This window comes from Candidatus Viridilinea mediisalina (assembly GCF_002532535.1).
Taxonomy (GTDB): Bacteria; Chloroflexota; Chloroflexia; order Chloroflexales; family Chloroflexaceae; genus Viridilinea; species Viridilinea mediisalina.
In genome coordinates this window covers 20,702-43,171 of record NZ_NQWI01000023.1, presented here as the reverse complement: position 1 = coordinate 43,171, position 22,470 = coordinate 20,702, and the positions used below count along the sequence as shown (strand labels likewise).

Genomic DNA, 22,470 nt, shown 5'->3' with positions numbered 1-22,470 from the left:
GTTTTTCACCACAGAGGCACAGAGGGCACAGAGATTTTTCACCACAGAGGCACAGAGGGCACAGAGAGGTTTATATGTGAGGTTATTTTAGCACGATAGCTTGTTTTCCTAGCTTTCCTACGTTCCCACGTTCCTGCTTTGCCTATGCACAAATTGGCCAAGCACACGCTGTGCGCTCTGTGTCTCTGTGGTAAAACCCTCTGCATCCCCGTGTAAGGAGTACACCTATGGCACTACACCCCCTCGATCAGATCAGCGCGATCCCTGCTGCGCTACGCAAACGCTTGGCCGAGGAGTATTGGATTACTTCGGTTGAGGAGTTGATTGCGACGGCTCGCTCCTCCAATGCACAGTATGGCAGTGGCCTTGCGGCGTTGGCGTTGGCCTTAGGGATGTCTGAAGCGAACCTGCGGGCATTGGTTGAATTTGTGCGCCAACAGTCGCCGCCCGAGGCGCTCTCGTTTAGCGTGCCGGTGAGCATTGAACACGGGAGCGGTCTGGTGCTTGGTGATTACCGTAACCCCGATGCGGCGGCCTTTAGCATTCCAACCTCCTTGCCCGCCGAGGTGCCGCCTTTGGGCGATCTGCCACCGCCAGGCGATCAGGGGGTACGTAATACCTGTGTTGCCTTCGCTCTGGCCGCCAGTTTCCAGGTGGTAAGCCAAGCGCCAACGCCCCTCTCCGAGCAGTTCCTCTACTGGGCGTGTAAGGAGGTAGATGGGGTACCTGGCGACCACGGTACGCTGCCGCTGGTTGCCTTTGAGGTGCTGCGTGAGACGGGGATTTGTTTGGCTGAAACATGGCCCTATGCGCCAAGCCCGCGTGATCACGACAACCCTGGACATGGCCCGCCGCCCCCCGAGGCACAGAGTGAAGCACCGCTGCGCCGTGTCGAGCGCTTCCATCCGTTGCCCCCCAACAACATCAATGTGCTTAAGGATGTCATAGCCAAAGGCTGGCCCATCCTAGTTGGCCTGGATATCCGCGAACACTGGGAAGATTCCTGGCAGGCGACCCATTTGGGCCGTTTGCGCCCAGCCTTGCCCGGCGAACGGGATCGTGGTGGTCATGCGCTCTGCCTTTTGGGTTACCGCAATGATCCTAGTGCGCCGGGCGGGGGCTACTTTATTGCCCGCAACTCGTGGGGGGCCACATGGGCAAACGGCAACAGCGATGGCCCCGGACTCTGCCATGTGCCCTATCGCTTGATGCATAGCAATGGGCTGCTTGCCTTGGCCCTCGAGCGGGTGCGTGTTGCTACGCCGCCCCCACGCCCACCGGATGCGTCGGTAGGCAAGGCGGGGCAGGCGGCCCAAGCTGCACCAGATTTGGCCCAACTCTACGCCGAGGCCAAGGAGTTGCACACGCGCATGGGCCTCTTGGTGGAGCGTTTGGCTGGCTTGCTCGATCCGAGTGCTGCACCTCGGCCCAACCCGGCCCCCGCTGCCCTACCTGACCAAGCTGAGCGCACATCAGCCCCCAGCAGGCCAGCGGCAAGTGGGGCGGCCCAGGCACTCAAGCGCGGTGCCAGTGGGCCATTGGTACTCTTGAGCGGCGCTCAGGGTTCGGCGGGTGAGCAGCTCTACCCCAATGGCCTGATGCCGGAAGGCAAGCCCCTGCTCCAGATTGATGCTGCGACGGCAGCCCGTTTAGCCCAAGGCAAGGCGGGCCAAGAATCGCGTGAGCATCAGTCGCTCTATAGGAACAAAGCCTACTATGCAACCAACCATTTCGCAGGGACGATCGCGGAAGTTGATCCTAGTTGGGTCGAAACGGCCCGTTGGGCCGTGGTGATCAATGCCACAGAACCGGCAAGCCTGCTCAAGGCGATCTGGCCGCTGATCGAGCATCGGATGCGGCAGATGGGCCATGCCACACCCAAGGTGGACTTCCGCGAGGGTGAGACGGCGGGCGCGTGGTATCAGCGCCATACCAATGCTGGCAGCCTAACGCTCCAGCGTAAGGATTGGGGCCGCGTGCCGCCGGTCTTGATCTATACGCCGGGCGAACGTGCTGGCTCTTGGTTGGCACGCCACAAGGTGGGGCAGGGGCCGGTTGACCCCGCACGCGGTGTGCCGTACTACCTGTTGCTCCTTGGGCGCCCTGGCCCGCTGCATGACCAAGATCAAGCCTATATTCCGCTCAGTTTCCAGTATGATCTCGATTTCTTCTGGGCAGTTGGGCGGCTCTGCTTTAGCGACGAGCTTGGCCAGCACCGCTTGGTTGACTATACGACCTACGCGGAACGGCTGGTGGGCTTTGAGCAATTGGGCGATGCGGCAGCCGCCGCCCGCTTGCGCCCGGAGGTGGCCTATGTGGGCACGCGCCACGATATGGATATGGCAACGGAGCGGAGTGCTGATGAACTGGTGCGTCCTCTGGCGGAATGGAGTAGCACTGCGGATGCCCTGCCACAACAACGCGGAATTGGTCATCAACTCTTGTTGGGTGCGACGGCCACGCGCAACAACTTTGAGCGCCTGCTGAGTGGTGGTAGCGACGGACGCCCTCCGGCCATCCTCTTCACCGCATGCCACGGCTTAGGGCTACCGCTCAACCACACCGATCTGCTGATGCACCAGGGTAGCCTCGTTATGGCCGATTGGAGCGGAATCGGCAATGTCAGCCGTGACCACTGGTTTGCCGCCGAAGATCTGGGCAATCTGAGTGGTGGCCCCAAACTGGAAGGTAGCTTTGTCTGCCTCTTTGCCTGCTACGGCGCCGGTTGCCCTGACTACGACGAGTTTATCTTCGATGCCAGCATGGAGCGCCCACGCATCGCGCCCTTCCCGCTGATCGCCCAACTGCCGCAGCAATTGTTGCTCAACGGAGCGCTTGGCGTCTTGGGCCATGTAGAACGGGCCTGGACCTACTCCTTCAGCAGCACCGAGGGGGCACGCGCACAGACGCAAGGCTTTGAGGACATCATCGGGCGCTTGTTGCAGGGCCGTCCACTTGGCGATGCTACGGATCAGTTCAACACGCTTCAAGGCCAGCGCGCCATGATGCTTACCGAGGAGTTGAACAACATCAAATTCAACAAACAGGTAGAGCCCTTGGAACTAGCGCAACTCTGGGTGGCCCGCAACGACGCCCGCAACTACATCGTACTCGGCGACCCGGCGGCACGTCTGCCCTACGAACGCCCTGAACGGCTACTCACATAGCCATATTTGAGCAACGCATTCAAACGGCGCACAATCGCGGCATGGCGCGGCCCAACTGGACTCAGATGCACAATCTCCCCATCAAGCAGCTCCACACGCTCATCGGCGGCAAACACGCCAGCATCGCGCATGCGGTGGTAGGCCGTCACAGTGAATTGATGGCGAGCTACGACCATCGTGTACTCCTATGGGTCTGAAAGTCGCGTTACCATCTTGCGAGGATGCGTGAGGTGAAGCCCTCGCGCCCTCGCATCCTCGCATCCTCGCATCCTCGCGCCCTCGCGCCCTCGCGCCCTCGCGCCCTCGCGCCCTCGCGCCCTCGCGCCCTCGCGCCCTCGCGCCCTCGCATCCTCGCATCCTCATCATTGTAGCGCCGAGCGTCTAGTCAACGCAAATGCTATGTTACTATAGCGTTGCAGATGGTGTTTTCGTGTCATAAAAAAGAAGACGAGTCAGCTATGCGCGTTCCCTTCCTCTTTCTGCTCCTGTCGTTTGCGCTTCTCGCCACCATGCTCTCCACACGGATGCTGCATGGGGAGCAAGAGGTTGTGGCTGCGCCCCTAGCCAGCACCAGCGGCCCCGAAGCCCTGCCCCGTGGTTGCGGCAGCGTCACCCCGCCCGGTGGCGAGTTGGCGGCCTGCTGTCTCAGCGGCTTTGTCTATATTGACGGCACTGTGGTGGCCGGTGCCGAAGTGAGCATCACCAACGCACAGGGCGAACGTGTCACTCTTTACACCCAAGCATATAGTGATCTTCCGCATAAACCCACCTATCGCCTTAGCCTGAGCGAACCACCGTTGAACATTCAAGCCGGTGAACGCATCACCGTCACCGCGCGCTACAGCAGCCACGAGCAGAGTGTGAGCTACACCGTGCGCCCGGGTAGCCAGCAGGTAGATGTGGTGTTGGCGCGGCGGACGGCTGATGATTACGTGGTTGAACGTCAGATCTGGAATCCTGCACTATTAGGGCAATTCAATGATCCAACCGATGTAGCCGTTGATCAAGATGGTAACGTCTATGTTTTTGATGCTGTCAATGCGCGTATACAGGTCTTTGATAGCACAGGAACTCCGATACACTCTTGGGGATCATTGGGCACCATGCCGGGGCAGTTCTTTCCATCTTTTTACGATGCAATAACAGTAGATTCCTTTGGAAATGTCTATGTTGTAGAATACATGCTCCATCGCGTCCAGAAGTTTTCTACCGAAGGTGTGTTGATCACCACTTGGGGCGGGCGCGGCACAAATCCAGGGCAACTCGAGTATCCGGCTGGTGTTGCAGTCGATCTGGATGGCAATGTCTATGTTGCCAACACAATGAGTGACATCCACAAATTCTCTCCTGCCGGGGATTGGATTGCAACATGGCGGCCAATGGAGGCTATGGGTGGCCCCCTCTGGGGCCGTATGGCCTTTGGCCCTGATGAGCATCTCTATGTCACCGCATGGCGGCGTGATGGAAGTATGTCCGGTGAATATGGCGGGGTGGCGAAGATCAACACCAGTGGCCAACTGCTAGATACATGGGGCTTTAGTCCGGGCTTTTTTGGCCAACCCCGCAGCATCGCCTTCACACCTCAGGGTGACGCTTACCTTACCGATATTCGGATGAATGTTATTCAACGTGTATCGAGCAGTGGTTCTCCATTGAATGAATGGACAACCGCGCAACCGAGTGGTGAAACGCTCAGAACCCCTAGTGCTGTAGCGGTTGCTCCGAATGGACGGCTCTATGTGGCTGAACGGGGCGCCCATCGTCTGCTTCTTCGTGAAGCGAACGGCAATTGGGTGGCCCCTTGGGGTGAGCGTGGCGCAGCAGCAGGGCAACTTCAACATCCGACCGGGATTACTGTCGCGCCCGACGGCTCGTTCTATGTTGTTGATCGGCTTAATCACCGCGTTCAGCACTTTCGTGCCGATGGGACATGGCTCCGCAGTTGGGGTGGCCAAGGTTCTGCTCCAGGTCAATTTAACGATCCCTTTGGCATTGCCCGCCGTGCCGATGGTACGATCTATGTCTCCGATACGGTCAACCGGCGGATTGATCGCTTTACAGCCCAAGGTGTCTGGCTCGAATCGTTTGATGCCCATCCCAATAATTGGGTTTTACCTGGCGCAATCGCTGTGAGCGATGCGGGGGTAATCCATGTCGTAGAATACCAACGCGATAGTCCTAGCTTAATTTATCTCATAAACGCTAACAATGAGCTGTTGTGGCAACATTTCGATCTTTCTTTCCCTCGGGATGTTGCCTTAGCCAGTGATGGTTCATTCTATGTCAGCATGATTAGTGGAGTGCGGCGCTATCCCGCAGGTGGTGGGGCTGCCCTAGAGACACTGAGTGGTGTCAGTCATACACGGGGTGTGGCGGTGGACAGCCAGGGCCACATCTTAACTACCGAGTTTTCAGTCTCACGAGCGAGCAAACTGCACCCCGATGGCACCCTCCTCAGCCGTTGGGGTGAGCCGCCCGATACCATTACACCAATGACCTATTTGAGCAATGCGAGCCTCGGCGAACTCTATCTGCCAGAGGGTATTGCGGCTGGCCCAGAGGGGCGGATCTATGTTGCTGACACACGCAACCATCGGGTACAAATCTTCCGCCCCATGAGCTACGCCAAGCCAATTGCCACCATCAACCACATCAGCAGCGCGAGCCTGCAAGCAGAGGATACGTTGACGATCCGTGGGATGGGGCAGGATAGTCGTGAGAATCCGCAGATCACCGCCTACCGTTGGACATCGAGCCTCGATGGGGTGATTGGCAACGCCGCTACGCTCAGCCGCGCTGCGACTAGCCTGAGTCCTGGCATGCACCGTATGATGCTTGAGGTTCGTAACAGTGCAGGTACGTGGTCTGATCCGGCAACAACAACCATTTTTGTGGCTGAACCACCCCAAATTACCTGGACAGCGCTGCTCTATCTGGCGGGCGATTATCCTGATCAGGGTAGTCAGTTTAACGCCTTCCTTGCGGCGCTTGAGCAACTCCAGACTTCGCTGCGTAATCCGGCGATTCGGGTGGCTGCCCAAATTGATGGCCCTGCCGACGGCGATACCTACCGTGTGCTGATTACCCCTGGCAATCCACCGCAGGTGAGTAGCATCAGCGTGGGCGAAAAGGCAATGGATGATCCTGAGACTTTGAGTGAATTCATCCGCTGGGGGCAGGCGAACTTCCCGGCCAACCACTACTACCTTGCGGTTGCCAATCATGGCCAGGCCATCCAAGGGATTGCCTGGGATCGCACCAGTGATCTCAAAGATGACGGGGTGCTCAACTACAGCGCCTACATGACTACTGCCGAGCTTGGTCGGGCTCTGCGGGCCGAAGGGGTGGCCCCGATTGATGTTATTCACCTTGATGCATGCTCGATGAATCTGCTAGAGGTGGCCTATGAGTTGCGCCCGCGTGCTGACGTACCGGCTCAATCGCGGCTGCTCATCGCCTCACAATACTTGGGTTGGAACTTCTTTGCCTACGACAGCTACATCAACGCGATTGGAACCAATGACACCCCGGCTCACGTGGCGCTCAAGGTCACCTCGACCTATGCCACGTTGGGCGATGAGGCGGAGGTGCCGTATACCATTGCCACACTTGATCTTGGACGCGCCGAGCCGATGGCGACGGCGATAGATACGCTCGCTGCTGAATTGGCGGCACACGTCAACAACGACCGGGCACGGCTCGCTGAAGTGGAAAATATCTGGCGGGCTAGTCCGCGCTTTGACAGTAATGGCGACTACCTGAATGATGGCTTGGACGACTACCTCGATCTGCTTGCCTGGGCCAGTCGTATCCAGATGGGCATCAGCAACCCAGCGGTGCAAGAACGCGCCTTTGCGCTCATCCGCGAACTCAGCGGCCCGCGTGCTTTCATTGTGGCCGGTAGCAACCGCGTGGGCAGTGGTAACCTACCGATACGCTATGCCAATGGGGCGTACATCAACCTTGCCGACGCCACCGGCGTTTCAATCTTCTACCCTGGTCGGCAAGACACCGTAGCCTTCGACAACTACATTGATAATCGTATTTTTGAATTTACCAGCGCCACCCGTTGGCCCGACTTTCTGATAGCCGGGATTGGTGTATTACCACCAGGCCCGCGTCAACCGCTGCCAGGGCCATTGACCGGCATGGATCTGGATGTGGTCCCCACGCCCACGCCCACGGCCAGCCCGACGGTCACCGCCAGCCCGACGGTCACCGCCAGCCCGACGGTCACCGCCAGCCCGACGGTCACCGCCAGCCCGACGGTCACCGCCAGCCCGACGGCCACCGCCAGCCCGACGGCCACCGCCAGCCCGACGACCACGGCGAGCCCGGTGCCGATTCCAACGCCACACCACCAGGTCTTTTTGCCCTTGGTGCGGCGGTAGGGAGGTGTCTGAATCTTTTGGCGGCGGTAAGCGATCTCTGAAACATTCCTTCGCACCCGCTACCGTTGCACAAGAGGAAGGTAGACTTTTACTTCAGATGGGCGCACAATCGGCACTTCTGGGTTACTGACATTGATCTCCCGCTCCACGATATGCCATGTCTCATCAAAGCTGCTGCGATAACGCACTTGAATAGTATGCGAGCCATTGGTGAGCCGTGTGGTGTCGAGTTGGTAAGAGTAGCCGGAGTTGTTGAAGCGCGGATCTCCGTAGTCCGTGCCCACGTCGGGGCGTGGCTGCCCATAGCTTGCCGTGTCCAGTAATTGGCCACCACTGTGGATCTGTACCTGATCAACGCCCGTGCCATGCCACGAAGCGGCATTGAGCGCCCATCCGCGCACCGTGATTGTGCCTTGCGCTGTTGCACCACTGCTCGGCTCTTCCACAGTGGCTGCTGGTACGGTCAGTGGCGGGATGCGTTCAGTATTGATCCGTCCTAGACCGATGACTGTAATGCGCCAGCGCGCCGCCCGTTGCATAAAGTCATCTTCGGAGAGGAGTTGCTGGCTAGACCATAGGTAAAGCGTGAAGACTTGCCCAAGCACCGCATTAAGCATCACACGCGATCCATGACCAAAATCTGACGAGCAACTGGTCGGACGCACAAAGATCTCGGTCATAAAACCGTCTGGCCCATCCATTGACCAGCGCAACTGAAAATGTGGAGCATCAGTGCAGACCGAGATCCTTATCACCGTGAGGCTATTCAAGCTCTCGGGATAGATGGCTATCTCAGAGATAGTGGGGTTGGGCTGCAAAAGCCCATTCTGACCCGCATGCTCCTCGCTGAAGGTGGCATCCGGGTAATGGAGGATAATCGGATCGAGATCTGCGAGATTAGCGTAGCCGGTCGTAGTCATAGGCAGTAGCGTAAAGAGCATGGTGAGTAGGAGTGTGCTGTGGCGCGCAAGGTAGAACATGTGGAGGACTCCTTCATGGACGGATAGGACATTCACACCAATTACCCTTGAACATGCCGCATTATCAAGAACGCGAAAGCCCATTGGGACGCCATGTTCGGCAATCTACAATCTACAATCTACAATCTACAATCTACAATCTACAATCTACAATACCAATCGCCCCCGTAGCGGCTGTGAGTCAGCAAGTATCTTGGGGCTCCAGTAGCGCGCTTGGGCCATCCAGTCCGCATTGCCATAGAGCGGTTGGAGTTCCAAGGCGCGCTGGTAGCTCTGCTGCGCCTCATGGTGCTGGCCAACCATCCAGAGGGCTGTCGCCAGCCCAGCATGGGCATCGGGGCTGCCAGGATCAAGCTGGAGGGCCGTGTGCCATAACCCGATTGCTCGCTCAATATCGCCACGCTCGTAGAGGCAGAAGGCGAGATTGTTGTAGGGTTCGTAGTAGCTGGGATCGGCGCTGATTGCAGCTTGGAACCAGACTTCAGCAGCAGCATAGTCGCCTCCGGCAAAGAGCGCCAAACCTGTACGGTTCTTTTCCTCTGCTCCTTCGCGTGGCGTTGTGAGCGTAGGTGTGTGTGCCACCATCGCTCCAACCAAAGGAGACGGCGTGGCTGGTCGCATGGTTGCTCCTAGGCTCTGTTGGTCTGCTTGTGCAGGCCAAAAGTGGGAGGAGATGATGAAGCCCCCCGCCAACAAGCCAAGCACAACGAAAAAGCGCAAACAGCCCGGTGATGCTGATCTACGCTCAGGCCAATGCACCACCACCACAGGCGCTTCCGACCGACGGAACATGCGCATAAACATTCTCATCGCCATAAGGCCAAACACGAGCCCGATGATAAAGAGTTCCATAGCTAGAGCTCCCGCAGCTAGGCGTATAATAGAGAAGAACATCTAAACCTTGGATCGTAACCTTAGAAGCTGTCTGAAAAGCCGGGGGCACGCGTTGGAGTGCCGGCTTTAGCCGGCTGAAGCCGGCACTCCAACGCCAGTTCATAGACTGTTCAGACAGCCTCTTAGACCCAGAGACTTACACAATATGACAACCACCCTTCCTCCCCTTGAGCCGGTAATTGCCTGTTGCCAAGCTGAGCGCAGTGCTTTCCGTCAAACTGGCGAACGCCATTCGCCCTGCTGTGTTCAGGTCTTTCGCCGTGCCTTTGCCGGTGACCAACAGGCGTGGATGGCGATTGATACGATCTTCCACCCTATGATTAATAAATGGGTGCTTGATGCTCTTTCCGCCACAGGTAATCCCAATTTGCTCGATGCTGAGACGTTGCAGGATGTTATACAGGAAGCGAAGAGTATTCTTGGCCGGGTTGGGCCGCAACGCCCCGATCTCTTCATCGGTGATGAGTTGGGACGCTTGTTGAAGTTTTGGGCGACATGTACCAAGCGTGCTGTGTTGATCCAATTGCGCTGGCAACGCCGCCATATAGATGATGATATACCGCTTGAGCCGTACCATGCCTTGCCTCCGTCTGACGCTGATCTGGCAATAAGTTTGCAAACGTTGTTAGCTACGATTCTGATTACTGCTGAAGAACGTCTCGTCTTTGAATTGCTGATGGTGCAGGGCTATAAACCCGCTGAGATTGCCGCCCGTTTCCCAGAGCGATTTGCCGACGTGGGGCGCGTCTATGCGCTTGCCCAACGCATCCGCCGCCGCTGTTGGGCTAATCCTGAATTGCGCCAACTCGCTGGCATAAGAGGAGATGCTCCCGCTGGCACCGATTCGGCAAACCTGGCCGCAATTGACCAAAATAGCTCTAATCCATCTGCTGCTGCGTCATCGTCACGCAAAAAAGTCCGTGGGCCTACATCTCTTGAAATGCGAATCAATAGTTCTTCAAAAGAAGGTAGTGCCATGAATATTCCGTGCGAACTTGATGAGGCAAGCTTGTTCGATTACGTTACTGGGTTTGCTCCAGTGGAAGTGCGTGCTGCCGTTGAAGCCAACCTCGCTTGCCTTGTACGCGCTCAGACGATTGCTGCCGAAGTCGCGCAAGTGGAGGAGTTGTTCTACCGCTATGGCTGTCCCGCACCTGAACAGTTGGTGGCCTACCAAGAAGACCAATTGGAGGGCACCGCAAGGCTGGTGTTCAAACGACATCTAGCAACCTGTGCCCACTGTCAGGCTGAACTAGCACTGCTGGCCCATTTTGATGCTGTGCCGCTCGATCAGCCCGGCCCACTTGCGCAGGTGCGCCAGGTGGTTGAAGCGATCCTGCAACCAGCCCTCACCCTGCAACTGAGAGGTCAAGCACAGATCTACAGCACCCCCCAGGTGCTGATTACGCTCAGTCTGCGCCACATGGCCCGCAGCAGCCCCCGTTGGACGCTCACGGGCGAACTGAGTGCCCCCGATGGTTCTCCGTTTATGGGTACCATTGAGGAGGTGCGTCTCGCCGCAACCGCTGGCCCCGACCAGCCCGCCGAGCTTGATGAGGATGGTACCTTTACCCTACGCAACCTAGCCGCTGGACGCTACCAGTTGATCATCGTCACGACCGATCTGGAGCTGCTGATCAAAGCGTTGATAATTGGTGAAGTAGATGCCGATTGAGTTTGACCCGCTTGCAGAACAGTTGCTTGCTACCCCCGATGTGCAATGGTCTGCTTGGTTGATGCACCATGCAGCGCTGCTCTCGCTGGAGTTGATTGCGCGCTTAAAACAGCGTAGTGATGCGCTCAACCGCAGCGATCCCACGGCGGCAGAGCGGATCACGCGGGCGGCGCTCGCGGTTGCCGCGCAGCTTCCACATGAACCGTTGGCTACCCCTCTGGCTCAGTGGGCGCGTGGCAACTGGGCTATTTTCACCAAGCCCGCCGCAGCATTGCACTGCTACCAAGCGGCACTCGCTGGCTATGAACAGGCCGCTGATGTAGAGGCTATTGCACGCCTCTCAAGTAATCTCGTCTTTGCCTATACCACCCTTGGTCAATTGGAGGCAGCCCTCACGGCTGCTGCCCACGCCCAGCAACTCCTGCAAACACTAGGGCCACACGGCGAACCGTTTCTGGTCAATTTGGGCATCAACTATGGCTGGCTGCTCTATGAGTGTGGGCGCTACCACGAGGCGCTGGCGGTCAATGAGGCTTCACTGCCACTTGCGTTGCGCCACCACAAGTATGTAGAATGGGCCGAACTCCAAGTCAACCAGGCGTTTACCTTGGGCATGGTTGGGCGCATCACCGCGAGCGAAGCGTTGCTGCGTGATAGCCGTGAACGGCTGGTGGCATTAGAGCAGTGGCTGACGGTGGCGCGCATTGATCTGAACCTTGCTGAACTCGCTGTGGCCCTGGGCCAACCAGCCAGTGCTCTGCGCCTGTTCCGCCAGGCTCGTGCGGGCTTTGAAACATTGGGCGTGACGATGGAGTATGCCGCGCTGCTACTCTTCGAGGCCGATCTCTTGGTGCGCTTGGGGGCCTGGCGCCAAGCACGCCACGCCTGCCGTCAGGCCCATGCCCGCTTTGCTGCCGAAGGTATGCAGCACTATGTCGCCCAAGCGTTGCTGGCTGAAGCCCAGGTGCGGCGTAAACGCAATCCTGACGATCCGCAACTGGTGCCGCTCTTGCATGCGGCGGCTGAACAATTCACCCAATTACACCTGCCGCTTGAGTGTGCCAAAACTCAACTTGAACATGCGGCGCTCATGCTTGATCGAGACCAACTGGACGAGGCATCGCGGTTGCTCGCCCTGCCCTTGCCCAACGACCTACCTCCCGGATTGCAGGTCTGGCAACAGTTGCTCCAGGGGCTTCTCGCCCAACGCATGGGGCACCCAGAGCTTGCCCTGCAGCACCTTAAGCATGCGCTAACACAAAGCCAGCAGACGCATCTCATCTGGCTGCAACGTGACATCGCGGCTCAACTTGGAACGCTGTTGCTCACATGTGAGCCTGAACATGCCCGTCAGCAACTGGAAGCTGCCGCAGAGCTTGATGAGTTGCTGCGTGCCAATCTGAGCATTGCCGAGCTAACGGCCAGCTTTCAGGCCCAGCGGAGCGACCTCCTGCCCCAGTTGGTGCAGTTGGCAGCGCAGGCCAACCAGCCCCTCCAGGCGCTCCACTATGCCTGGCGTGCCAATGGGGGCGCGCTGCTTGATCTACTTGCACTGCACAATCAACCTCAGCATCCCCAGGAGCTGGAGTTATCACGTCAGCAACTCGCCACCCTACGCTGGCAGATTGTGCGTGCTGAACAAGAAGAAGAAGCGCCAGCAGTGCTAGAGGCGCTCCATGCCCGCTTGCGTGAACAGGAGCATGCCTACCTCGAACAGCGCCGTCGTGTGCGCCAGAACCAAACGGGGCCAGCAGTGCAACTGCCGAGCGATCCAAGGCCATTGCTGCGCCACCTTGCCGCCACTTGGCTCATTGAATATGTGCGCTGCGGTGATACATTGCTGGCAATCTGTGCCGATGCTGAGGGGCATGTGCATACGACCCAACTTGGTTCAGTAGATGCGATAAACGATCTATTCAACCGGCTCGAACTGAAACTATTGAACTACCTGCGCCTCACTCCGGCGCAACGGCAGCAGCAACAGCCGCGCATGCTCAAAGAAGCCCGCAGCCTCCTACAACGGCTCCACAGCCAACTCATCGCCCCCCTGCCCGCCATGCCCACAAGCGGCCACCTGCTGATCGCCCCCTGCGCCCCGCTACACCTTATACCCTTCGCCGCACTCTGGGATGGTACAGACTACCTATTTACACACTACGAAATCGAACTCATCCCCTCAGGGGCGCTCTTAGCGGCACCGCAACCACCTCGTGCCCCACTTGGCCCAGCCCTGCTAATCGGTTGCTCTGCTGCCGGCAACCTCAGCGCAGTCGCCACCGAGATCGCGGCGGTCGCTGCAGCGCTACCAGGGAGCCAGAGCTACCTCGACGATCCGCAAGCGCTTGATGTTCTCCGCACGCTCACCCAGGCACCGCGCATCCTACACCTCAGCGCCCACAGCGAACTCGATCCAGAACCCTCCATCTTCACCAGCCTACAACTGACAGACGCCATGCTCACACTGGAGCAGTGCTACGACCTACGCCTCGCCGGATGCGAACTGGTCGTACTGAACGGCTGTAGTACCGCCAGCGGCATGGAGAGCGGCGGATCGCTGCTGGCCTTCCAGAGCGCCCTACTCGTAGCCGGAGCACAACGGGTCATGACCAGCCTCTGGCCACTTGCAGATCAACTGGCTGCCACATGCATGGCCAGCTTCTACCAACATCTCGCAACAGGCCGCACCGCCACAGCAGCGCTACGGGCCGCCCAACGGGAACTAAGCAACCACGAGGAATGTGCCCACCCAGCGGTATGGGCGGGCTATGTGCTCACGCGCCGGTGATCGGTAGCGGACAGAAAATCTGTTCATTGCTGCAAAGGAATGCAAAGGAACGCAATAAAGCTGCGACGCCTTCCCCATGAACACGCTTTCTGTCCGTAGTGGTATACTGCCCACTAGCACGCCTCTGTTCTTCTGCTCTTCTGCTCTTCTGTTCTTCTGTTCTTCTGCTCTTCTGTTCTTCTGTTCCTCTGCTCTTCTGTTCCTCTGCTCTTCTGTTCTTCTGCTCTTCTGCTCTTCTGTTCTTCTGCTCTTCTGTTCCTCTGTTCCTCTGCCCCCCCTCTGTTCCTCTGCCCCCCCTCTGTTCCTACGGATAACCCTATGCGCCCCTTGTTGCTCCTGCTGCTGTTGGTTCTGCTGAGTGGTTGTGCTATGCCTTTCCTGAATCGCTCAACGCCGGTGCTTGAGCCGACGGCAACGCCTGAGCCCACGGCAACGCCGCTGCCGAATTTGACTGATGAGTTGACGGTGAGTGAGCTTGGCTTGATGCTCACGCTGCCAACCGGATGGGTCAGTGTGATGCGCGATGGCACGCTCAAGCTTGCTGCTTCGGAGGCGGCATTGAATTTGGGGAGTCCGGGCGCTGATCTGGTCTTTACCCTTGATGCAACGCCCCTCGTAGCATTGCAGGCTCAACTTGGTGAGGCGGCAGCCAGCGATCCGGCACCCTTCTTTGATTTGAGTAGTAGCGCGGTGGAACAGGCAGACTATACCCTTGGCCCGACGACGACGCTGGTGCTTGAGGGCTATGCCGGGCTTGCGGCTGACCTGAGTGGGCCAGGGGTGGCCGGGCGGCTGGCCGTTATTCTGGGGCCAGAGGTGGCGTTGCGGGTGCTTGCTCAGGCTACGAGTGAGGCTTGGCAGGCGCAAGAACCGCTCTATACGGCGTTGCTGGAACGTCTCCGTTTTGTGCCGTTGCCAACCCCAACCCCAACCGCAACCCCGGTGCATCAGGCGAGCCAGCCGTTGATTGTTGATGTGGGGCCACCCGGTTTTGTGTTGCGCCTGGGCGGACGGGCTGGCCCGCCCGATGGACGCTTTGTTGCCGCTCGTGGCCTTGCGGTAGCCCCCGATGGCACGCTCTACCTTGCCGAGAGCCGTCGCGGTGTTTGGGTCTTTGCGCCCGACGGGATCTTGCTGATGACCTTTGGGGCCGATGAGTTGCTTGATGCCTATGATGTGGCGCGTGCGCCTGATGGCGAGCTCTTTGTGGCCGATTTTGGACGCAACGCGATTGCCCGTTTTAGCGCCGAGGGTGAATTCATCAAACGCTGGGGTAGCGCCGGTGACGGCTTGGCCCAGTTTGGGCTCGCTTCGCCCCAACGGATCGCCATGGGGCCTGATGGCAGCATCTACGCCCTCGATGCGCGGCCCGGTAGCGAGGGGGGACGGGTGGTTAGCAGTGTGGTACGCTTTAGCGCCGAAGGTGATCTGTTGGAGCGCATTGCGCTGCCCGATGATCTTGCGCCTGCCGATCTGGTGGTTGCGCCCGATGGCTCAATCTTCTTGGCTGAAACCTTTGGCGGTGTGGTTCAGGTCGCACCTGATGGCAGCGAGTTGGCGCGCTTGGGCGATCCTGTCGATCCGCAAGCCTTGGCGGCAGCAGCGCTTGATCGTGATACCCAGGGCAATCTCTATCTCGCCACCTATAGCGCCGGGATTGTCAAACTCAATCCCAATGGTCAAGTGATTGCGCGTGGCGGCGAGCCTACCTCAGCGGGGAATCTGCCCAACCCCGGCGAACTGAGTCTGCCCAATGGCATCGTTGTAGCACCAGGTGATCTCGTCTGGGTCAGTGACAACAGTGGCGAGTATAGTGCTGTGAGTGCCCTGCGGCTACAGAGTGTGACCGATTCTACAGAAACTGAAGCGGATGAAACCGCAGCCGCTACTGCCGAGGCAGAAACACCTACCCTAACGCCCACCATCACCGCCACAGATTTGCTGCGCCAGTGGGCCAGCGAAGCCAACGCCTCCAGTTACTATGCGCCCGACTATCCCCCCTCAAACGCCACTGGCCCCCCCAGGGTGGAAGGTTGTCAAGACAGCCCCAACGCCTGGGCGGCAGCCGAACCCAATAGCCTCGAGATTCTGGAATTGCGCTATGCAACGCCCGTCTTCGCCGTGGGTGTGATCGTACACCAGAGCTTCAACCCGGGCTTCATCAGCCAGATCGAACTCTTTGATGAACGGGGCAATGCCAGCGTCATCTATAGCGCCGAACCAGCCCTGAGCGAGCAATGTCCCCAACTGCTCGAAGTCACCTTCCCGCAAACCCTCAACCGCATCGTCGCCGTGCGGCTCACCATTGACCAGCGGCCAGGGGCCAATTGGAGCGAGATTGATGCCGTGGAGCTCTTGGGGCTGCCATGATAGAGATGCAGAGCATTTCACCACAGAGACACCGAGTACACAGAGAAATTTGGGGCAAAGCAATTACCTGTTGGCATTCCCTCCACAACAATACCTCTGTGCCCTCGGTGCCTCTGTGGTTCAACCCTCTGTACCTCAATCGCAACCTTACTCATGATGCTCCTCAACAGTGACCAGCATACGATCCACCCATGTGAGTTCAGCCGCAATATGCAGCAGATGGTGTTCAATAACCGCATGGTGATTGGGAGGTAGTTTGGTACGCAGCACCTCAAGCCGTTTTTGGTGGGCCACAATCTGAGTACGGCGGTTCTGCAGTAATTCGGCCAACTCAGCGCGGGGGAGTTGCTGCTGAAAAATGGTACCAACATCCTCAGCAAAGACGGGAGGGCGATAGTTGGCCAAATTTTCGCGCAGCAGCGCCTGGAAACGGGCTTCGCCTTCGGGGGTAATGTGGTAGACGTGCCGTTCAGGCCGATTGCCCTCCCGTTCGGTCTCAAGGCGCACATAGCCATCACTACAGAGCTTATCGAGGATATAGTAGGCTGTTGAGCGCTTCAGATTGACACAGAAGTCCATCTGCTGATCAATGAAATCATTGATCTTATAGCCATGCATCTCTTGGTGGCGCAGCAAGCCGAGCAGCAGCAGGTGACGATCCATAACGTGCCTTTGAGTGTTGATTAGTCAGATTTGAGTATACAAGCAAGCGAGGGGGCTTGTCAAATAGAAAAGTGTTGCGGTGTGGCGACTTCTCCGCCACACCGCAACACAAAAACAGCGGGGTTGGGGCGTAGCCCCAGATGCATGACGCCAAACCTCTACGTACCCGTAAGCAGACGACGGGCGAGGCGTTCACCGCCAACAAGTTCAGCGAGGTGGCGGAGTTGATGGTCTTCGTAGGCTTGGTTAAAAATGGCAATATCAAGCGACAAAACTTTTTGGAAGGCTGCGAGGGCAACCGCTGGTTCGGAGCTTTCATTGGCAATCTGATCGCCAAAGGACATAACAACGTCAATCATGGCGAGGGGGTAGCGCACCGGCAGGCCCACCTTGACATGGACTTCGCCAATATGCAGCCGCTGTCGGGCATAGTCGCGGTCGTAGACTCCAGCGAACATACCCATGAACCAAGTTTGCACCATGCTATGCAGGCGTTGCATATCAACGCCCTGCAGGTACTCGGCCGTATTGGCATGGGCAAAGAGGCGATCATAGAAGGTCTTGGTAAGCGTCGGGCCATAGGCTTCAGCCTTAGGCGCGAGCGCCTTCAGCGTAGCACCGTCTTCGGCACGAAGACCCATCAACAGGATGAGTTCATCGAGGGCAGCTTCGTCTTTGATCTGCCAGCTTGTACGATCTTGGCTCATGGATACCCCTTTGTATGGGAAGAATATAGGATAATGGAGAAACCATTGTCATATATGACAAATTCAATTATAGCGCACCAATACCTATTTGTAGCAGCAAGATTTTGGTTAAAATCTGGCATTTATGCAAAGCAAATTGGTTATTTGGGAAATATAGAACAAGCTTGTATTTTTAACGATGTTCTGTAGTAGGTTTGTATCTTGGTTTTTGCCTGACAGATCGGCGGGTCTGCGGTGGAGTGCCGGCTTCAGCCGGCTAAAGCCGGCACTCCAACCCCAACTATCGGCTATCGAAGAGGTATACCCTGCTTGTCACTCGCCACTCATCACTCGTAACTGGTATTAAGCACTCTGCTCCTGGTTCATCTGGTTTTGGGTGGCAATATGTTTGAGCAGACCAAGCAGCACCCCTTTGACGCTTGGGCGGTCGGTGGCAACACAGGGCAGGACGGGGATTTCGAGAGGCACCCCGAGGCGGCGGCGCACATAGCTCACGGGCAGGGCAGCTTCATCGTCCTGTTTATTGGCCGCAACGATGAAGGGAGCGTCGGTAATCTCGATAAAGCGGCTCATGAGCCGTTGGGTTTCAGCGAAATGGCCGGGGCGGGTGCTGTCCACCATGACCACATAGCCAAGACAACCGACGGTAAGATGTTCCCACATGAAATCAAAGCGTTCTTGGCCGGGCGTCCCAAAGAGGTAGAGCGTCACCTGATCATTGATCGCAATTGTGCCAAAATCGAGAGCGACGGTCGTTTCGCGCTTGAGTTGACGCTCCTCATCAAGGGTCACTTCGTAATCGGTAGAGATGGTATCGATATCGCTAATCGTTCTGATGAGTTGGGTCTTACCGGCGGCGTAGCTACCAGTAATCACAATCTTAAGCGCCTGCATCGTAGCCTTTCCTCCCTTACAGGCCGCGAATACGGCGCATAATTGCATCAAGCAGGCCGCGTCCAACCTGAGGGCGCTCATCACCGGCACCAACGCCGACGACAGCAGCAGCGGCCAATTCAGGGGTCAGATGGGCTGCCGGAGTGACCGAGACAACGTGATCATGGTGCGATTTAGGTGGCGTCTTTGGCCGGGGTGGAAGTGCAGAGGGGATAACGACCTCAATCAGGCCAATCGCCAGCAGTTCGGCAACGGTGCGAATCGTCTGATCAGGGGGTAGACCAGTAGCCTCGCAGATGGTCCGCACATCGGTATTGCGCGAAATTTGGCTCAGGATGCGCCACTGGTTCACATCCAAGCTGACACCGCTCTCGGCGCTACTTGGCAACGAAGAGAGTTGCAGCATCGTATCGAGCGTAATCGAATGGTAGGGCATGGCCCGAGCGGGATCATCGCGGCGACGCACGCCTTCCATGACCAGCCATTCAGAGTCGTGGGTAATGCGCGGGGGGCGTGACATGACACTGGGATCGTGGCGAAAGACGAATGATGCGTTATCCCAGAGCAGCATCTGGATGACGGCCTCCTCCTGAGTCGCTTGCACGCGGCGATCAGGGCCTCCGGCCAAGACGGCATCAACCACCTTGCCATCGGCTACATAGATCACACCGCGCTCGGCGGTGCTGACCAGAATCAGCACGCCGGTTTTGGGACCCATCCGGAAGACCTGGAAGAGGTCGCTAAGCGACATATCCTGAAGCGTACCTTCGAGGGCCATACCTTCTCCTAAAAACGCTAAGGGATGGTTTCAGAAAAGCGGAAGGTTGCTATACCATATCTTGCGAGGATGCGTGAGATGGGGGATGCGTGAGGCGAAGCGGTGAGGATGCGTGAGATGGGGGATACATGAGGCGAAGCGGTGAGGATGCGTGAGGCGAAGCGGCGCGTCCTCGCGCCTTCGCATCTTCGCGCCCTCGCGCCCTCGCGTCTTCGCGCCTTCGCGTCCTCGCAAATGGTATGGAAGGTGCAACTAAGAGCCACTAAGCAGACGACGAGCGAGTCGCTCACCACCAACCATCTCGGCAAGGTGGCGCAACTGGTTATCTTCGTAGGCTTGGTTGAAGATGGCGACATCCATGGCCAAGACCTTACGGAAAGCTGCGACCGTCTCTTCGGGTTTCGCGCTTTCACGGGAAATCTGATCGCCATAGGGCATAACCACATCAATCATGGCGAGGGGGTAGCGCACCGGCAGACCAATCTTGACGTGGATCTCACCGATGCGCAGGCGGCGACGAGCATATTCGGTATCATAGACTCCACAGAACATGCCGGTGAACCACTCCTGCACCATGCCGTGCAACCGATCAAGGCTCACATCCTTGAGATATTCAGCCGTATTGGGATGGGCGAAGAGGCGATCATAGAAGGTCTTGGTGAGCGTAGGGGCGTGCTCTTTTGCCTTGGGACCAAGGTCTTTCAGCAGGGCTCCTTCTTCGGGACGCAGGTTCATCAGTTGAATCAACTCTTCGAGGGCGGCTTCGTCTTTGACCGTCCAGCTTGCACGATCTTGGGCCATAGGGGTGTCTCCGTGATTGCTATTAACGATGTTGGCACCAATGATGATTGCCCTTATGCCAGATAACACATAGGGGTTCCTCATCCTACCTATTATAACACCAACTAGCGCAGTTTTTGGTTAAAAAAGGCGCGATTTCGGTGGTTTGATCTATTTTCTACTATGGTTATACATACTACTCTTGCGTGTTGGCGGCGAAGCCGCCAACACGCAAAGCGAACCTGGGAGTGCGGGCGTCCCGCCCGCGCTCCCAACATAAGGTTTTGCCATCCCCACCGGATAGCTCCCTTTTCAGCTATCGGCTATCGGCTATCGGATTTGGTATTACTGCGAATTCTGGGCCGCGATATGTTTGAGTAGGCCAAGCAGGACACCTTTCACACTTGGGCGGTCGGTGGCGACACAGGGCAGGACGGGGATTTCGAGGGGGACGCCGAGGCGGCGGCGCACATAGCTGACAGGTAGGGCGGCCTCATCGTCCTGTTTATTGGCGGCAACGACGAAGGGGGCGTCGGTAATCTCGGTAAAGCGGCTCATGAGCCGTTGCGTTTCGGCAAAGTGGCCGGGGCGGGTGCTATCTACCATGACCACATAGCCAAGACATCCAACGGTGAGATGTTCCCACATGAAGTCGAAGCGCTCTTGGCCGGGCGTCCCGAAGAGGTAGAGCGTCACCTGATCATTGATCGCAATCGTGCCAAAATCGAGGGCGACGGTTGTTTCACGCTTGAGCTGACGCTCTTCATCAAGGGTCACTTCGTAGTCGGTGGAGATGGTTTCGATGTCGCTGATCGTTCTGATGAGTTGGGTCTTACCAGCAGCATAGCTGCCGGTAATCACAATCTTGAGCGCCTGCATCGTCGCCTTCCTCCCTTACAGGCCGCGGATACGGCGCATAATCGCCTCGAGTAGGGTGCGTCCAACCTGGGGACGTTCGTCCTTCCCACTGCTCTGCACAGCCGTCGTAGCAAGTTCCGAGCCAGCGGCAGTTGCCGGGTTTAGGGCAACAACCGGATCGTGGTGAACTGCATTGGGGTGGGCTTTGGGGGCTGGGGTGGGGGGTACGATCTCAACCAAGCCAATCGCCAAGAGCTCAGCCACAGTCCGCATGGCCTGCGTAGGCTCAATGCTAGTAGCATCGCAGATAGAGCGCAAATTGGGGCTACTGGACACTTGGCTCAGGATGCGCCACTGATTGACATCAAGGCTGACGCCGCTCTCGGCGCTACTAGGCAAGGGTGAGAGTTGGAGTTGCGTATCGAGGGTAATGGTTTGGTACGGTGTGGCACGCGCCGGGTCTTCACGGCGACGCATTCCCTCCATAACGAGCCATTCGGAGTCTTGGGCAATCCGTGGGGGGCGATTGAGGACATTTGCGTCGTGGCGAAAGACGAACGAGGCGTGATCCCAAAGGAGCATACGGATAACGGCCTCTTCCTGAGCAGCCTGAACACGGTTATCGGGGCTAGAGGCCAATACCGCATCGATCACCTTACCTTCGGCTACGTAGATGATCCCGCGTTCTGCCATGCTGGCAAGGATAAGGACGCCGGTCTTGGGGCCCATGCGGAAGACCTGGAAGAGGTCGCTGAGCGACATGTCCTGAAGAGTGCCTTCGAGGGCCATAACAACCTCGCTGGGCGAGCTATGGGGCAGGCGGGATGAGCGAGAGTGTAAGGCAAGGTGGTTTCCTGAGAGTAATGCCGCTGTCCAAAAGATAAAGGTATGGGAGGGCCAGGCCCTCCCTATGAAACCATTCGCTCAGACAGACAGTTGCCAGTTACCTTACCTAGATGACTTGACCAATTGACTTGGCCGCATCACGGGCTTCGATCCGCACCAAGCCCAGATTGGCACCCTGGCGTAGATTGACCGCAAGGAGGCTCTGGTCGCCTGCCGGGAGAACCATGAAGAGCCCATTATCGGCCTTAATGATCGTCTCTTCCGTGGCACCAATCTTCAATTCACCAGAGACACGGCGGGTCACACCCATCATCGTGGCGGCTACGGCACCAACGCGGTCGGCGTTGACTTCAGCCGACATCTTCGATACAAGGACGATGCCGTCCATACTCACGGCGGCAGCACCGGCAATATCGTTCCCAACATTGGCGGTTAGACGGTCAAGGGCGGCTGCAATCTGTTCCTGTCGCGATGCCATGGTCGTTCCTTTCGATCTACGAGAGTTGCTTATGGGGGCGTGCGTGGGTAGCTCTACCAGGAATTACTCAACACGCTATTCACAGATGTGAGTATAGCGGATGAACCAGCCCTTGTGGATAACAAGATCATAGCAAAGCGCTGCTTATTGCATTACAAGCATAACATGAGTTGCAGAAATATAACACCGTGTAATCATTGTCGT

General features: G+C 57.6%; 16 protein-coding genes. 5 read left to right on the top strand and 11 right to left on the bottom strand.

Going from position 1 to position 22,470, the window contains the following annotated elements; all coding sequences use genetic code 11:
- Positions 1-227: 227 nt before the first annotated feature.
- Positions 228-3,167, top strand: a complete 2,940-nt coding sequence (locus tag CJ255_RS07400; protein WP_097643448.1) for a C1 family peptidase — start codon at positions 228-230, stop codon at positions 3,165-3,167.
- On the opposite strand, the gene CJ255_RS07395 is transcribed toward CJ255_RS07400, so the two are convergent.
- Complete coding sequence (locus CJ255_RS07395; protein ID WP_097643447.1) at positions 3,137-3,343, bottom strand: Uma2 family endonuclease; 207 nt, start codon at positions 3,341-3,343, stop codon at positions 3,137-3,139. The genes CJ255_RS07400 and CJ255_RS07395 overlap by 31 nt on opposite strands.
- 282 nt (positions 3,344-3,625) lie before the next feature.
- Here CJ255_RS07395 and CJ255_RS07390 point away from each other — a divergent pair, with 282 nt between their 5' ends.
- Positions 3,626-7,558 carry a clostripain-related cysteine peptidase gene (locus tag CJ255_RS07390; protein ID WP_165774603.1) on the top strand — a complete coding sequence of 1,311 codons (3,933 nt, stop codon included), beginning with the start codon at positions 3,626-3,628 and terminating at the stop codon, positions 7,556-7,558.
- A gap of 59 nt (positions 7,559-7,617) precedes the next feature.
- Here the strand turns inward: CJ255_RS07390 and CJ255_RS07385 are convergent, their stop codons facing one another.
- A complete protein-coding gene (locus tag CJ255_RS07385) occupies positions 7,618-8,538 on the bottom strand; it encodes an Ig-like domain-containing protein (protein WP_097643445.1) in 921 nt (306 codons plus the stop codon).
- A 147-nt stretch (positions 8,539-8,685) separates the two neighbouring features.
- Positions 8,686-9,390: a tetratricopeptide repeat protein gene (locus CJ255_RS07380; RefSeq protein WP_165774602.1), complete on the bottom strand. Its 705-nt coding sequence runs from the start codon at positions 9,388-9,390 to the stop codon at positions 8,686-8,688.
- Between the two features lie 187 nt (positions 9,391-9,577).
- Between CJ255_RS07380 and CJ255_RS07375 the strand changes: the two genes are divergently transcribed.
- The 3 genes from CJ255_RS07375 (at position 9,578) to CJ255_RS07360 (ending at position 16,262) form a co-directional block, all read left to right on the top strand.
- Complete coding sequence (locus tag CJ255_RS07375) at positions 9,578-11,107, top strand: zf-HC2 domain-containing protein (protein WP_097643443.1); 1,530 nt, start codon at positions 9,578-9,580, stop codon at positions 11,105-11,107.
- Entirely contained in the window at positions 11,097-13,892 is a 2,796-nt protein-coding gene (locus CJ255_RS07370) for a CHAT domain-containing tetratricopeptide repeat protein (RefSeq protein ID WP_097643442.1), read from the top strand. The genes CJ255_RS07375 and CJ255_RS07370 overlap by 11 nt, the downstream gene beginning before the upstream one ends.
- A gap of 318 nt (positions 13,893-14,210) precedes the next feature.
- Positions 14,211-16,262, top strand: a complete 2,052-nt coding sequence (locus CJ255_RS07360) for an NHL repeat-containing protein (protein WP_245863242.1) — start codon at positions 14,211-14,213, stop codon at positions 16,260-16,262.
- A gap of 147 nt (positions 16,263-16,409) precedes the next feature.
- Here CJ255_RS07360 and CJ255_RS07355 read toward each other — a convergent pair whose 3' ends face one another.
- The 8 genes from CJ255_RS07355 to CJ255_RS07320 form a co-directional block, all read right to left on the bottom strand.
- A complete protein-coding gene (locus CJ255_RS07355; RefSeq protein ID WP_097643441.1) occupies positions 16,410-16,925 on the bottom strand; it encodes a PadR family transcriptional regulator in 516 nt (171 codons plus the stop codon).
- A gap of 158 nt (positions 16,926-17,083) precedes the next feature.
- Positions 17,084-17,632 carry a protoglobin domain-containing protein gene (locus CJ255_RS07350; RefSeq protein ID WP_097643440.1) on the bottom strand — a complete coding sequence of 183 codons (549 nt, stop codon included), beginning with the start codon at positions 17,630-17,632 and terminating at the stop codon, positions 17,084-17,086.
- Between the two features lie 342 nt (positions 17,633-17,974).
- Positions 17,975-18,526, bottom strand: a complete 552-nt coding sequence (locus CJ255_RS07345; RefSeq protein WP_097643439.1) for a GTP-binding protein — start codon at positions 18,524-18,526, stop codon at positions 17,975-17,977.
- A 16-nt stretch (positions 18,527-18,542) separates the two neighbouring features.
- Positions 18,543-19,304 carry a DUF4388 domain-containing protein gene (locus tag CJ255_RS07340; protein WP_097643438.1) on the bottom strand — a complete coding sequence of 254 codons (762 nt, stop codon included), beginning with the start codon at positions 19,302-19,304 and terminating at the stop codon, positions 18,543-18,545.
- 252 nt (positions 19,305-19,556) lie between these two features.
- Entirely contained in the window at positions 19,557-20,105 is a 549-nt protein-coding gene (locus CJ255_RS07335; protein ID WP_097643437.1) for a protoglobin domain-containing protein, read from the bottom strand.
- Positions 20,106-20,429: 324 nt separating this feature from the next.
- Positions 20,430-20,963, bottom strand: a complete 534-nt coding sequence (locus CJ255_RS07330) for a GTP-binding protein (protein ID WP_097643436.1) — start codon at positions 20,961-20,963, stop codon at positions 20,430-20,432.
- Between the two features lie 15 nt (positions 20,964-20,978).
- Positions 20,979-21,731, bottom strand: coding sequence for a DUF4388 domain-containing protein (locus tag CJ255_RS07325; protein WP_097643435.1), 753 nt, complete (start codon positions 21,729-21,731; stop codon positions 20,979-20,981).
- A gap of 163 nt (positions 21,732-21,894) precedes the next feature.
- A complete protein-coding gene (locus tag CJ255_RS07320) occupies positions 21,895-22,266 on the bottom strand; it encodes a roadblock/LC7 domain-containing protein (protein WP_097643434.1) in 372 nt (123 codons plus the stop codon).
- Positions 22,267-22,470 lie beyond the last annotated feature (204 nt).

Bases quoted from the DNA above. Each gene is read 5' to 3' on its own strand.
- CJ255_RS07395 (WP_097643447.1), bottom strand. From the start codon at position 3,343: ATGGTCGTAGCTCGCCATCAATTCACTGTGACGGCCTACCACCGCATG.
- CJ255_RS07390 (WP_165774603.1), top strand. From the start codon at position 3,626: ATGCGCGTTCCCTTCCTCTTTCTGCTCCTGTCGTTTGCGCTTCTCGCC.
- CJ255_RS07345 (WP_097643439.1), bottom strand. From the start codon at position 18,526: ATGCAGGCGCTTAAGATTGTGATTACTGGTAGCTACGCCGCCGGTAAG.
- CJ255_RS07350 (WP_097643440.1), bottom strand. From the start codon at position 17,632: ATGAGCCAAGATCGTACAAGCTGGCAGATCAAAGACGAAGCTGCCCTC.
- CJ255_RS07325 (WP_097643435.1), bottom strand. From the start codon at position 21,731: ATGGCCCTCGAAGGCACTCTTCAGGACATGTCGCTCAGCGACCTCTTC.
- CJ255_RS07330 (WP_097643436.1), bottom strand. From the start codon at position 20,963: ATGCAGGCGCTCAAGATTGTGATTACCGGCAGCTATGCTGCTGGTAAG.
- CJ255_RS07360 (WP_245863242.1), top strand. From the start codon at position 14,211: ATGCGCCCCTTGTTGCTCCTGCTGCTGTTGGTTCTGCTGAGTGGTTGT.
- CJ255_RS07320 (WP_097643434.1), bottom strand. From the start codon at position 22,266: ATGGCATCGCGACAGGAACAGATTGCAGCCGCCCTTGACCGTCTAACC.
- CJ255_RS07380 (WP_165774602.1), bottom strand. From the start codon at position 9,390: ATGGAACTCTTTATCATCGGGCTCGTGTTTGGCCTTATGGCGATGAGA.
- CJ255_RS07355 (WP_097643441.1), bottom strand. From the start codon at position 16,925: ATGGATCGTCACCTGCTGCTGCTCGGCTTGCTGCGCCACCAAGAGATG.
- CJ255_RS07340 (WP_097643438.1), bottom strand. From the start codon at position 19,304: ATGGCCCTCGAAGGTACGCTTCAGGATATGTCGCTTAGCGACCTCTTC.
- CJ255_RS07370 (WP_097643442.1), top strand. From the start codon at position 11,097: ATGCCGATTGAGTTTGACCCGCTTGCAGAACAGTTGCTTGCTACCCCC.
- CJ255_RS07400 (WP_097643448.1), top strand. From the start codon at position 228: ATGGCACTACACCCCCTCGATCAGATCAGCGCGATCCCTGCTGCGCTA.
- CJ255_RS07385 (WP_097643445.1), bottom strand. From the start codon at position 8,538: ATGTTCTACCTTGCGCGCCACAGCACACTCCTACTCACCATGCTCTTT.
- CJ255_RS07375 (WP_097643443.1), top strand. From the start codon at position 9,578: ATGACAACCACCCTTCCTCCCCTTGAGCCGGTAATTGCCTGTTGCCAA.
- CJ255_RS07335 (WP_097643437.1), bottom strand. From the start codon at position 20,105: ATGGCCCAAGATCGTGCAAGCTGGACGGTCAAAGACGAAGCCGCCCTC.